This is a genomic window from Acinetobacter sp. FDAARGOS_559, from assembly GCF_003940475.1.
Lineage (GTDB): Bacteria > Pseudomonadota > Gammaproteobacteria > Pseudomonadales > Moraxellaceae > Acinetobacter > Acinetobacter baumannii.
On record NZ_RKJG01000005.1, the window covers coordinates 3,573,777 to 3,587,273 of the forward strand.

Here is a 13,497-nt window from a genome sequence, read left to right on the forward strand (position 1 = left end):
AGGCGCAATGAGCGCCTTTTTTATTGTTTAGGGAAAAGTATGAACGCAGTAATTAAAGGCGCAAAGGCAGGGCAGGGCAAATCAAGACAGCCAGTGATTGCACCCGACTCAGCACAATCTAAAACCTATATTAAAATTCTATATGGTTTATCTGAGGGTGAAGTTGAAGGCTTGGCCAATGGTTTGCAATCGGTTTATCTGGAAGAAACTCCGCTACAAAATCCGGCTGGCGGCTGGAACTTTGAAGATGTTCAGGCTGATTTTCGCCATGGTACTAATGACCAGACTCATATCGAAGGCTTTCCAGATATCTCCTCTGAAACTGCAATCAATGTTGAATTAAAGTCTGAATCGCCTTGGGTTCGCTCACTCACCAATACTGATCTGGATGCAATCCGTTTACGCTTCAAGTGGGGGCCGCTACGTGAGCAGAATGCTGAAAATGGTGATGTAAAAGGCATCGTCATTCAGTATGCGATTGATCTACAAACTGATGGTGGCACATGGACTGAGGTTTTAAATACTCAAATCGCTGACAAAACTTCTGCAAACTATGAGCGCTCACACCGGATTGATTTACCTAAGGCCGATACCGGCTGGACGATCCGTGTCCGTAGAATCACACCGAACTCAACATCAGAATATATCAGTGACAAGATGTATGTGGATGCGCTGACTGAAGTTATCGACCTGAGATTGAGTTATCCAAATACAGCTTTACTCGGTCTGCAATATGACGCTGAAACTTTCTCTAATGTCGCAAAAATTGCTGTGGATTTAAAAGGTATCAAGCTTCAGGTTCCATCAAATTATGATCCGGTTGCACGCACTTATGCAGGCATGTGGGATGGTACATTTAAACGCGCTTATACCAATAACCCTGCGTGGATTTATTACGACATTTGCACATCAAAGCGCTATGCATTGGGCGACCGCTTAACGTCTGCAATGCTGGATAAATGGTCTTTATATCGCCTTGCACAGTATTGCGACCAGATGGTTGATGATGGCAAAGGCGGAAAAGAGCCACGTTTTACCTGCAACGTTTATCTGCAATCCGCCGAAGATGCTTATGTAATTCTCAGCAAACTGGCAGGTGTATTCCGTGCGATTTCATACTGGGATGGCAATTCCATTGTGTGTGATGCTGATATTCCGCAAGACACTTACTTTACTTACACACGCGCCAATGTGATTGATGGTCTGTTTGAGTATTCAGGCACTCGTGCGCGTGATCGACACACAGTTGCAAAAGTAGCTTGGGATAACCCAGCAAATCACTATAAAACTGAATATGTGTATGTGCGTGATGAAGCAGCTATTGCAAAGCTCGGTGTACGTATTGCTGAAATTGATGCATGGGGCTGCACATCAGAAGGGCAGGCACAGCGTGCAGGTCTTTGGGCGCTAAAGTCTGAGCAATTAGAAACTCGCACTGTATCTTTTAAAGTTGGTTTGGATGGTTATATTCCACAGCCGGGCCGTGTGATTGAAATCGCAGATGAACTGTTTGCAGGTCGTGCCAATGGCGGTCGTATTTCTGCTGTCAGTGCCGACCGCAAAGTCATTACTCTGGATCGTGATGATGTGGTGTGTCGTGCGGGTGACCGGCTTGTTGTAAACGGTGAAGATGGTAAAGCACAAGCGCGAATTGTGTCATCTATAAATGGTCGCAATATCACTGTAACCACGGCTTTTGATGCGGTTGCACCAGAAAATGTTTGGGTCGTTGATGCTCAAGACTTAAAAACCATGAAGTTTCGCGTCATGAGTATTACTCAAGACGACAAACATCAGTTTTCAATCACTGGCTTGCAATACGAGTCAGCAAAATATGATGCGATTGATTTTGGTGCTTTTATTGATGAGCGTCCGATTTCAATTATTAATCCAACTGTTCAAGCGCCTGTCGAGTCTGTATCAATCACTTCTGAAACTATGGTGCAACAAGGTCTTGCAGTGGAAACCATGGTTATCTCATGGCCACAGGCACAAGGTGCAACCAAGTACCAGGTGGAATGGCGAAAGGATGATGGCACCTGGATTAAATTACCGATTACCGGAAATAACTCAGCTGAAGTGTCAGGCATTTATGCTGGTAATTATGAAGCGCGTGTGACAGCAATTTCAGCCTTTGATATTGCTTCACTGCCAACATATTCAATTCTGACTTCACTGACCGGAAAACAAGGCTTGCCGCCTGCTTTAGCCAACATTACAGCGACAGGTATCCTGTTCGGTTATCGCTTGAACTGGAATTTTCCTGCGGTTGGCGCACTTGATACCGCTTATACGGAAATTGAAATTTCAAGTACAGCGAATGGTGCTAACGCTGCACAGCTTGGTTTATTTGCTTATCCAACAGATACGCACGAAATTCAGGGAATGCAGCCAAATTTAACACGTTGGTTCCGTGGTCGTTTGATTGACCGGATTGGAAACATTGGGCCATGGTCGGATTGGACTCATGCGACAACTTCTGCCGATGCAACAGATGTTCTTGAGCTCTTGAACGATCAAATCAGTGAAACTCAGCTCAATCAGGATCTTAAAACCAGGATTGATCATATTGAGACTATTGACGCTGAAATTGGTCCAATTAAGCAAGATATACAAAATACGAAAGATCGGATTGCACAAGAAGTCATTGATCGACAAAACGCTATTCAGCAAGCTTCAGATGGCCTTTCACAGCAAATTATTGATGGTGATGAAAGTGTTCTTGAAGTTGTAGAAACGGTCAAGAAATCAAGTGATGATGGTCTTGCGGCGGTTCAGGAAGATATTCGTGTTGTTGCAAATGAACTCTCACTTGTTGCTGAAAAGACCGATGGCGTGTATGCACAGTTAAATCCACCTTTAATTGGCTCTGAGTCTGATCTGATTGGTAACGATCAAGGTTTTGCTGGCACATGGTCTGTTCAATCGGCAATGATCGAAGGAGACTTGGCACTTAGTAAGCGTATTGATACGACAGTTGTTGAAGTTAATGATTTACGTGCTTACGCACGGCAAGAAGTTGAAGCGCGAATTGAAGGCGATAAAGTAACAGTTCAAAAGATTGATACGTATATCGCAAGTAATGACAGTGCTCTTGCAACTGTACGCCAATCTGCACAAGTTGCAGTTGAGCAGTCAGCTGCAAATGCTGAAGCAATTGATTCAATTAATCTTGAGCTTGACGATAAAGCTTCAACTGGTGCACTTGAGCAAGTTAAGTCTGATATTAAGAATGTAGATGACAAAGTTATTGCCCAAACTACAAGGATTGATGGAGTTTACGCGCAAATCAATCCTCCGTTGATCGGGTCAGAATCTGACTTAATTGGAAATGAAGGAGGTTATGCAGGCGTATGGTCAGAGCAATCTGCTCGTATCGAAGGTGATTTGGCCCAAGCTAAACTTACTGAACAGCTTTCTGCTCAGATGAATGAGAACAATGCCGTATTCAAGCGCCAGCTCGAGGCAAATTCAAGTGCTATTTCTTCAACGATAAAAGTAACGGAAACGTTGCAAACTAAAGTCGGTGAGAATAGTGCGTCTATTCAAAATGTCAGTGAAAGTGTAGATGGCATCTATGCTCAGCAGTTTACTAAGTTCGATGTAAATGGCCATGTTTCAGGTCATGGATCAATGAATGATGGTACGACTTCTACTTTCATTTTTAACTATGACTGCATTCAATTTGGTACTCCGGTGGGTATAGATGGTATTGAGCCAAAACCCTTGATGACATTACAGAATAAGCCTGTGACTCTGCCTAATGGCACTGTTATTCCGCGTGGTTTGTATGTCGATAATGGTAGTTTTGGGTATATCAATGCGAATCGAATCTGGGCTGAAAACTTAAGTGCTATTAGTGCAGATTTGGGTGATATTGAAGTTGATAATGCTCACATTAAAAACGGAGCAGTAGATACTTTAAAAATTCAAGATGAAGCAGTCACTGTCCCTTCTGGAGTAATTAATCAATCAGAGCGTAAGTTTTATTTTGCTGTTTCTAATTCAATGGCGGGTTCGGTTGCCTATACACAAGATCTAATTACCCTGAATGTAGAGACGCAAGGAGGGAAGTTAAGGATTGATGGATCGTTTGTGTTTGATTGTAAGGTCAGACTTACACAATATCCATCCTCCTACAACATCTTGAAATGTGTGACATTGGCTTGTCGGGTATTAGTAAATGGTACTGTTGCATACACTCAGGAAATATACCCAACATTTTATGAAGGGAGCAATACAATCCGGTTTATTGGAGTTACTGCGACACCTGTTTATATCCTACCTGCTTCCACCGGTACAAAAACAGTAGTGCTTCAGTTGGCCTATATCACTAAATATTCCAATATTTATTATGGCTCATTTGAAGCTCAAGGTGGCTTTGCCGAAGCTCCTACAATAATCACCATGTCATCTTTATCAACATTGGAGCTTAAAAAGTGACGGTATTAGTTTCAAAGAATGGTGAAGTTATTGGACATATTTTTGGTAATGAAGAGATGATCAAGCTGAATACTCCGGAGGGGTGTGTAGCTTTAGATGATCCTCCTTATCCAAATATGTTTTATCAGGGTGGGTGGGTAGAGATGCCTGCTCAACCCTCGCCATATCATATCTTCGATTATGAAACTAAGAAGTGGGTCGATAATCGATCTTTAGAAGAGGTGAAAAGGCACAAATGGGAACAAATCAAACAGATTCGGGATCAGTATGAGTTTGGCGGTTTTGAGTTTGAAAATAAGCTTTATGATTCAGATCCTAATTCTCAATTAAGAATCGCTACTGCAGCTTTGCTCGGCGTATCAGTTGAGTGGACTTTAAAAGACAATTCAGTTGTTAATCTTAGTCCTGATCAATTGATTGACTTAAAAACAGCACTTGCAGTGCACATTAATAACATTCATGAAAGAGGGCGTATTGCACGACAGAAAATTGAAACTGCTTTGACATATGAAGAAATTGAAGCAGTAAATTTTTAATTTAGAAATTTCTTAGATAGCACCCAACTGGGTGCTTTTTTATTGCCTACGATCTGGAGGATAGCATGCATGAACGATCAGACAAATAGTGTAGTTGAAGCAGCTGCAAGTACAGCTGCCGCAACTGCAACAAAATTCACTTATGGCTATGTAGTAGGGGGCAGCTTGATTGGTGTAGTTGGCAAAATTGATTGGGCTGTTGTCTTTTCAATCTTAATTGGTTTAGCGACCTATTTTACTAATCTCTATTTTAAGCGCCGTGATGAAAAGCGTAAGAACGAGATTCATGAGCTTCAAACCAAGCAATATGAGCTAACTAAGAAACGCTTAGAAGGGGAAACAGATGACAAGCGAACAGACTAGAGCATACCTTTCATTTGCTCTTGTGGGATTAATGTTTGTATTGGTGATTGCTTTATTTTTTGTGGAAATGCCACGGGAAAATAGCACTCTTTTAAATACAGCATTGGGTTTTATTGCGGGGGCGATGTCTATGGCGTGTGGCTATTACTTCGGAAGTTCAGAACTAGAAAAGAAAAAGAAAACCGAAGAAACCAAACAATTGTAATTTACTAAATCTTTATACCGCCTTCGGGCGGTTTTTTTATATCTGAAGGAAACCGAAATGAACATTGAAAAATATCTTGATGAATTAATTCAGCGTGAGGGCGGTTATGTAAATAACCCAGCTGATCGCGGCGGTGCAACAAAGTTCGGTATTACTGAAGCTGTAGCACGTGAAAACGGCTATAAGGGCAATATGAAAGATTTACCGCTTGATGTGGCCAAAGCAATTTATCGGAAACAGTACTGGATAGAGCCACGTTTTGATCAGGTGAATACTCTTAGCTCTGCGGTAGCTGAAGAGCTTTTAGATACTGGTGTGAATTGCGGTACCGGCTTTGCAAAACCTCTTTTACAACGAGCTTTGAACTTACTAAACAACCAAGGAAAAGCTGGATATGCAGATTTGAAAGTGGATGGCGTGTATGGCTCTAATACCTTAGGTGCTCTTAAAACATATCTGGCTAAACGTGGCAAAGAGGGTGAGAAAGTCCTGGTTCGAGTTCTCAACATTATGCAAGGTCAGCGCTATATCGAGATTTGTGAGCGAAATAAAAGCCAAGAGCAGTTTTTCTATGGCTGGATCGCCAATCGGGTTGTTATATGAAAGTCTTTTATTGCAGAGTAAGCATCCGGCTAACACAGCCTTACCAAGCGGTCCTATAAGCCTTAATTTAGTTCCCACCTAAAAACAAGTGGGGACTTAATCCATGAACATGGATATATATTCAGCAACACCTCCTGTTGCTAAAAAACGCAGAACATACAGCAAAGAATTCAAACTCAGTATTGTCAATGCCTGTAAAAATCCTAATACCTCGATCGCTTCGGTCGCACTGCAACATAGTATTAATGCCAACCTTGTCAGTCGTTGGATCAGGATCTTCAGCCATCATGAGGGTGCCGTGCAGGATCCTACTCATGTGAATCCAGCATTTATTGCTTTGCCTTACACTGCTGCAATCAGCCAACCTATTGATGAGAGGATCACGTTGTGTATCACCGTGCCTCATACGAATAATGATATTCAGCTAAAATGGCAGACATCAGAAATACCTGCCTTGGCAGAATTACTCAAGGCACTGGCAACATGATCCGTATCAATGAAATTTGGCTCTCTACCCAGCCCATGGATATGCGAGCAGGAATGGATACTGTCATGGCTCAGGTGGTGAGAGCCTTTGGCTACATCAAACCGCATTGCGCCTACCTGTTCTGTAATAAACGTGGTCATCGTATGAAAGTGTTGGTACATGATGGACTGGGCATCTGGCTGTGTGCCCGGCGTTTGGAACAGGGTAAATTTCACTGGGCTCAAGTTCACCAAGGTGAAACCGTGGCCCTCAGCCCGGAACAGTTACAGGCATTAATCCAAGGTTTGCCCTGGCAGAGAATTGGATTGCAGCAAGTGGTGAATATGCTCTAAACCAAGCTCGACCATTCTGCCATCCTCCAAACGTTCTATTTCATTCTCTTCATGACCTCAGGCATACTGCGGTCATGAATACGCTGCCTGACTTAAGCCAACTGACCCATGAACAACTGCTGGAATTCACCAGACAGTTGGCGATGCAGCATCAGTCTCTAGCACAATCAAACCAACAATTGGATGCCAAAGTTCAACATCTTTCTATTCTCAATCAAAAATACGAGCATGAACTGGCGCTGTTTAAAAAGCACAAATTCGCCCAAAAGAATGAACACTTAACGGCAAAACAAATCCACCTATGGGATGAAGCGGTTGAAGAAGATATTGCTGCTGTTGATCTGGAATTAGAACGATTAAATGCAGATAAAACCGATGCAGCGACACAGAAAGCCAAAACCAATAAACCTAAACGTCGACCACTGCCAGATCATCTACACACCATCCGTATTGAGCATGAACCTGCATCAACCCAATGCACTTGTGGATGCCAACTCCGTCGTATCGGCGAAGATGTCAGTGAGAAACTGCATTTCAGACCGGCACAGTTCTATAAGGAACAGCATGTGCGTGGTAAATGGGTCTGTGATCAGTGTGACACTCTGACTCAGCAAGCGATGCCCGCCTATGTGATTGATAAAGGCATTGCTTCACCTGAATTGCTCAGCCATGTGCTGGTATCGAAGTATGCCGATCATTTGCCGCTGTACCGTCAACGTCTGATCTATCAGCGGGCGGGAATCGAACTTTCTAGATCAACTTTATCTGACTGGATAGGTCGCTGCGGTGTAGAACTGGAACCTCTGGCCAATGCCTTAAAAGAGGTGGTGCTGCAACAGCGGGTGCTGCATGCAGATGAAACACCGGTCACCATCATGCGGATGGGTGAGAATGAGAAAAAACCGAAGAAAGGTTATGTCTGGGCCTATGCCACCACACAGTACAATCCAGTTCAGGCGGTGATCTATGACTTTCAGGATAGTCGTTCAGGCCAGCATGCTGCAGAGTTCTTGAAAGGCTGGCAGGGCAATCTAGTCTGTGATGATTACAGTGGTTATAAAGCACGCTTTAAATCAGGCCAGGTCATAGAGGTCGGCTGCATGGCCCATGCACGTCGTAAATTCCATGAACTGCATGTGACCGGGAAAAGTCAGGTCGCTGAACAGGCATTGGTGCTGATTCAGAAACTGTATGCGATAGAAGCAGAACTCAGGAAAAAGACCGATGGTACAGCGGAAGACCGCCGCGAATACCGACAACAGCATAGTCAACCAGTGATGCAACAACTATATGAATGGCTCAACCAACATCATCTGACAGTGCCATCGAGTTCTCCCACCGCCAAGGCCATCAATTACACTCTGAAGCGTTGGCCAGCCTTAAGCCGCTATCTGGATGATGGCAATCTACCGATATGCAACAATTGGGTAGAGAATCAGATGCGTCCCTGGGCGTTGGGGCGCAAGAACTGGCTGTTTGCAGGTTCGCTGCGCAGTGGTCAGCGAGCGGCAAACATCATGACTTTAATCCAGTCAGCAAAGCTGAATGGGCTGGATCCGTATGCCTATTTAAGTGATGTGCTGAAAAGGTTACCGACACATAAAGTGACCCAGATTGAAGAGTTACTGCCGCACTGCTGGAAACCTAAATCGAATTAAAAAATAGGTATGGGATTCAGCGGACGCTTACATTGCAGACGCTCAAAGATAGCTTTCACAATTACATTGCTGTGCATTCTATTATCAGGGTGCACAGCTCATACGATCAATAACAAGGTAAGTGTTAGGATATGTGCAAAAGCTCTTTAAAAGGGCTTTTTCATCTTTGTAAGATCTATTGAATCAAGTAGATGATTCTCAAGTTCTTTGTATATATTATCCATTCGTTCTATTAATTCATAAATACTTTCAAATTCATATAGTTCATTATTACCTATAAACTTAACGGGAAAATTAATATGAACATTTAAAAGACCAACCTCTACATTGTTTTTTTCTTTTGGGTTGACATATTCCGGAAATGTTCGAGTGTTCATGATATGTGTACGTTCAGAATTGCTGATTTCACTATTAAACTTATCGTAATATTTAGTATATGATTCTTGGATGCGACTAAAATTTTCGATTAAATATGTAAAATGAGTTTGATAGATAGAATAAATACTAAATATTGAATTCGAATTATGATTCAATCTATCTAATATTTTGACATTCAGTTGTTTTCTATAAAATTCATCTCTTAAGTCATTAGCTTTAAACGTGCAAAAGTCTTCAGAAAGAATTTTATATTTATTAACTTTTTTTAGATTGATCAGTATTTCTTCAACTTTATGGAGTTCATCGTAACTTAAGGCTAGCAAATAACATATTTCATTAACATGTTCTTTTTTTAGTTCAAAAGAAGCTTGATGTCTCCAATCATTAAATAAGCTCGCTGCAACATATGCTGTAGCTAATGTTGCGATACCTCCGAAAAAGCTAGCTGTTAAGGTTAATGAGTCTTTTATCTGTGCAATAGATGCATTACTTTCACCGACCATTAAATAATAAATAAAACCAAAAAGAATAATTGAAACTACACTACAAATAAGAAAAACTGTTTGTATAAGATCTTTAATATGCATAATTTTTCTGTAAAAAATAATTATTATAAGTATATAAATAATATTCAATTTTTAATAGATAGTAACTCATCCCATCTAAATGGGTTCTTGCTCAACTTATCCCTACTCATCGACCAGTTTCGACCAGGGACAAAGCATGGTCCGACCCCGATTTTTTTCTTTCCAAATTTACTATGGATACCATCCATAGCTTTCATCAAACATTCCTTTTTCTCTATTTGTTCAAAGTCAGTTAATAAGTCATAGGTATGGCCAGACTTTGGCTCTAAACATGTCAGTACTACGCCGCACTTCTTATATTTAATTCCTTCTTTGTAGATATCGTTTAACATCCTCGTAGCTGCTTTGACAAAATCTATCGCGTAATCTGTGGGTTCAGAAAACGAGCCTGTGATTGATTTGTTGTAGAACGGCACATTGGGGTCAAATGGATTTGATTGAACGAAAGCAATCATACATCCGCATAAAAGCCCTTCATCACGCAAGCGTTTACATGCATCTTGAGCATACATAGAGATAGCTTCTTTTAGATCCGTTAGTTCAGTTACACGACCACCGAAAGACCGGCTTGCAATTATTTGCTTTTTTGAGGGCGGGGTGTGCTCAATCTCAATGCATGAGATGCCTTGTAGTTCGTAAATGGTTCTGGCCATGACGATAGAAAAACGTTTTTGCATTTCTCGAGGTTGAGCACAGGCTAAATCAAGTACCGTATTAATCCCCATGCTTTGCAACTTTTTTGAGTGCTTGCGACCAACGCCCCAAACCTCTGAAACATCGATAAGTGAGAAATAATATTCTTTATTGCACGGATCCATATTCACTAAATCACAAACACTATTAAAGCCGGGGTTTTTCTTTGCAATATGATTTGCAATCTTGGCTTCTGTTTTACTTCTGCCGATTCCGACACAAACAGGCAAGCCTAACCACTTCCATATTTGTTGGCGCATCTCTTGGCCAACTTTCTCTACATCAAAGTTCTTTTCATAAGCTGTAAAGTCTACAAAGCACTCATCAATCGAGTATGGTTCAACTTCTTCTGAAGTTACGTAAGAAGCAAGGATCGTATGAAAGCGCCGTGACATTTCTGCATACATTGCATAGTTGCTTGAAAGAACAATTACGTTATGTTGCTGAACAATGTCTTTAATTTGAAAAAGAGGCACACCCATTTTAATGCCTAAAGCTTTTGATTCATTACTACGAGCTACGGCACACCCATCGTTATTGCTGAGCACAATAACGGGTTTATCATTCAAAGATGGGTCAAAGACTCTCTCACATGAAACGTACATGTTGTTGACGTCTATCAAGAAAAAGACTTTGTTCTCATGCTTCATGATTTTCTTATCATTTTAATTACGCAGGTAACAACACCCCAGATAATTAATTCTTGGCCATCCGAAAGGTAAATATTTTTATAATCCGGATTTTCAGCTTTTAGCCATTTTCCCTTTTCATCGATCATTAATCGTTTTACGGTAAATTCATTATCGATTAGTGCAACGACAATATCGCCATGCTTTGCATCAAGACTACGATCGACAATCAATTCGTCATCAATATCAATGCCAGCATTAAGCATCGAAAGTGAAGCGACTTTTACAATAAATGTTGAAGTTGCATTTTTGATTAAGTGTTCATTCATATCGAGCGCTTTATCGACATAATCTTGTGCGGGGCTGGGGAAGCCTGCTGAAATCTTTTCAAGTGCGTAGGGGATAAGCATGTGAGTTGACGGTACAACTTGCTTAAATGATAAAGCTTCAGATAAAACAATACTTTGTGTGATGTACGGTTTTATCTGAATAATGGATGGTGCAATTTCGCTCATAGACTTCCCCTAGCTTGATTTTGTAACATATTCAAGATGATATTCTAGAGATGAGCATAAATTCAAATTTAAAAAACTGTGGATAAACAAGTAGAAGTCAAAAATTGACGTCTTTTATTGTGTATTTGGTCGGAAATTCTTCAAATTAAATTACTTTGTAAATTTGGAAGTAGAGAGTAAAAAATTAACAAGAAAATTATAACAAAATGAGTCACTTCAAAAACTACATGGTACTAAGTTATTGATTTTATAGTTATCCACAAAGTTATCTATAAATGTTTTTTTATAGCTTTGGTACGCTATTTCTTATCAAATCATACAGATAAAAAATTAATAAAAAGTCAAGATTGATCTGCTCTTATACGTGCTATAAGCTTAGAAATACAAAGAGATAGCATGCTGTCTAGATAGCTAATGTATTTTTGGCAAGAGAATTTGTTCGTTGATTTTTTTGACTAGGAATAAAAACATTAGGAGGGGCTGCTCACTTTCGAAATTTTGGTCGAGGACGAAAGCGAGCAGCGGATTTAAACAAGCGCGTTATTAAACGTTGTTTAATTTAATTTTCAACGAAATTTAAAACTAAGTCTTAAACCGTTTTCAATTGAGAATATATTGACATTGTTTTAAAGAAAATTCAAACAACGAATTTTAGCGCCGCAATAAAGGCGAAATGTAATGTTAAGACTTAAAGTCTTGAAATTCGTATGCTTTCACTTAATTGGGATCTTAGCTGATTTAGTTCAGATCGCTGATTTTGTGATTCGTTAAGATTTTGAAAAATAAGCTAAACTTAGACCCGTTTGCTGGTGCAGGCGGGTCTTTTATTTAGGAGCTATTTTATTTTTAGGGAAGTAGTCAGCAGTAAATTCACCTATTGGTATCTCAAAGAAAAATTGAGCTGCATCTTCTTTTTTACAGTTCAACCAATCTTCTCGATACTCTTCAGGAATTACGATGATAGATCTCTTTTCATCTTCTGGTTTATGAAATTGTGACATAAAAGGGTGATTATCTGCATTAATAGTCAGCATTGACATTGATCGAACTTGTTGCCCATCAATGATAGTAGAATCGTAAATAGCAGCTACGGTGAAAGGTAAGCCGTCTTCTCGATAAATTCCCCATCTTTCCGCTTTACCATTCACATATCTCGGTTCATAGATCTTTTCAACTGGTATTAGTGCAAACTGGCTTTTAGCCCATGCATGTCTAAAACTTGGCTTTTTATCGACTGTCTCGGTTCTAGCGTTATAAGTGTATTTCGAAAACTTTAAATCATGGTTCCAAGGTGGAATCATTCCAAACTTCACAGAGCGCCATTCAAGATTGCCTTTATTGCTAAAAATAAGAGGGCAGTCATAACCCGGATAAACATCATTCTTATAGTCGAATGTCGGTTCAAATAGATCTAGTAGGTGTACCCGGTCTTTTGATATTGGTTCGTAGTTCGCGCACATATAAAGTAACCTCTTTATGATTTTCGAAATTACTTTTCCATCATAACTAATATAAATAAAAAGAGGGTAAATAATAGGCTGTAGACGCTATTATTTACCCTCATGGTATATATCTTTAACGCCAGCTATTCGGAACTTTGAATTTACCTGTAGGCATTGGAGAACCCAGAACATACTTAACGTTGTAAATTAAACCAGGCAAAACAGTGTTTGGCTTTTCATTAAAGCAAACATAGGTATTGTTTCTGGATGGTTTAATTAACTTATATTGTGTACCAGCACTTGAGACATAATAGACACCATTTGAGGTAGTCATAAGGCCAGCATCAACTTTAGAAATATTTTGATTATAACTCTGGCTTGTATTGTTAATAGCTGAGAAATAACTACACCCTAGAGATTTAGATACTTCAGCAGCTTTACGTAATGCGTACTGGTTTGCTATAGATTTATGGGTATATCCATTTACAGATGCGCGTACTTGAAAGACATTATCATCAATAATAGTGGCTTCAACGCCACCAGAAGCCCCCATTTCTTGATAAGGTGTAGTACAGGCTTGTAAACCAATTGTTGCTAAAGCAGCTAAAAATATCTTTTTCATAATT

The 13,497-nt window shown here is 40.2% G+C and carries 13 protein-coding genes; 8 read left to right on the forward strand and 5 right to left on the reverse strand.

Going from position 1 to position 13,497, the window contains the following annotated elements; genetic code table 11:
- Positions 1-39 precede the first annotated feature (39 nt).
- The 8 genes from EGS71_RS18825 (at position 40) to EGS71_RS18860 (ending at position 8,627) form a co-directional block, all read left to right on the forward strand.
- A complete protein-coding gene (locus EGS71_RS18825) occupies positions 40-4,443 on the forward strand; it encodes a host specificity protein J (RefSeq protein WP_000994706.1) in 4,404 nt (1,467 codons plus the stop codon).
- Complete coding sequence (locus EGS71_RS18830; protein ID WP_000217487.1) at positions 4,440-4,979, forward strand: DUF4376 domain-containing protein; 540 nt, start codon at positions 4,440-4,442, stop codon at positions 4,977-4,979. Before EGS71_RS18825 ends, EGS71_RS18830 begins: the two co-directional genes overlap by 4 nt.
- Before the next feature lie 69 nt (positions 4,980-5,048).
- Positions 5,049-5,342, forward strand: a complete 294-nt coding sequence (locus EGS71_RS18835) for a phage holin (RefSeq protein ID WP_000999698.1) — start codon at positions 5,049-5,051, stop codon at positions 5,340-5,342.
- The gene (locus tag EGS71_RS18840) at positions 5,323-5,547 is read left to right on the forward strand and encodes a hypothetical protein (protein ID WP_000200152.1); all 225 of its coding nucleotides are present in this window, start codon (positions 5,323-5,325) and stop codon (positions 5,545-5,547) included. Before EGS71_RS18835 ends, EGS71_RS18840 begins: the two co-directional genes overlap by 20 nt.
- A gap of 57 nt (positions 5,548-5,604) precedes the next feature.
- On the forward strand, positions 5,605-6,150 hold the full coding sequence (locus tag EGS71_RS18845) for a glycoside hydrolase family 108 protein (RefSeq protein ID WP_001019396.1): 546 nt from the start codon (positions 5,605-5,607) through the stop codon (positions 6,148-6,150).
- A 103-nt stretch (positions 6,151-6,253) separates the two neighbouring features.
- The gene (locus EGS71_RS18850) at positions 6,254-6,637 is read left to right on the forward strand and encodes a transposase (protein WP_001055589.1); all 384 of its coding nucleotides are present in this window, start codon (positions 6,254-6,256) and stop codon (positions 6,635-6,637) included.
- Positions 6,634-6,969, forward strand: coding sequence for an IS66 family insertion sequence element accessory protein TnpB (tnpB, locus tag EGS71_RS18855; RefSeq protein WP_000619347.1), 336 nt, complete (start codon positions 6,634-6,636; stop codon positions 6,967-6,969). Before EGS71_RS18850 ends, tnpB begins: the two co-directional genes overlap by 4 nt.
- A 74-nt stretch (positions 6,970-7,043) precedes the next feature.
- Positions 7,044-8,627: an IS66-like element ISAba25 family transposase gene (locus EGS71_RS18860; protein WP_001094424.1), complete on the forward strand. Its 1,584-nt coding sequence runs from the start codon at positions 7,044-7,046 to the stop codon at positions 8,625-8,627.
- Between the two features lie 146 nt (positions 8,628-8,773).
- Here the strand turns inward: EGS71_RS18860 and EGS71_RS18865 are convergent, their stop codons facing one another.
- The 5 genes from EGS71_RS18865 to EGS71_RS18885 form a co-directional block, all read right to left on the reverse strand.
- Entirely contained in the window at positions 8,774-9,592 is an 819-nt protein-coding gene (locus tag EGS71_RS18865; RefSeq protein ID WP_002011275.1) for a hypothetical protein, read from the reverse strand.
- Positions 9,593-9,636: 44 nt separating this feature from the next.
- A complete protein-coding gene (locus EGS71_RS18870; RefSeq protein WP_000679990.1) occupies positions 9,637-10,935 on the reverse strand; it encodes a Y-family DNA polymerase in 1,299 nt (432 codons plus the stop codon).
- On the reverse strand, positions 10,932-11,429 hold the full coding sequence (locus EGS71_RS18875) for a LexA family protein (protein WP_001289326.1): 498 nt from the start codon (positions 11,427-11,429) through the stop codon (positions 10,932-10,934). The genes EGS71_RS18870 and EGS71_RS18875 overlap by 4 nt, the downstream gene beginning before the upstream one ends.
- 824 nt (positions 11,430-12,253) lie before the next feature.
- Positions 12,254-12,889, reverse strand: a complete 636-nt coding sequence (locus tag EGS71_RS18880; protein ID WP_000332606.1) for an SOS response-associated peptidase — start codon at positions 12,887-12,889, stop codon at positions 12,254-12,256.
- A 115-nt stretch (positions 12,890-13,004) separates the two neighbouring features.
- Positions 13,005-13,493, reverse strand: coding sequence for a CC0125/CC1285 family lipoprotein (locus EGS71_RS18885; RefSeq protein ID WP_000718102.1), 489 nt, complete (start codon positions 13,491-13,493; stop codon positions 13,005-13,007).
- Between the last annotated feature and the right edge of the window lie 4 nt (positions 13,494-13,497).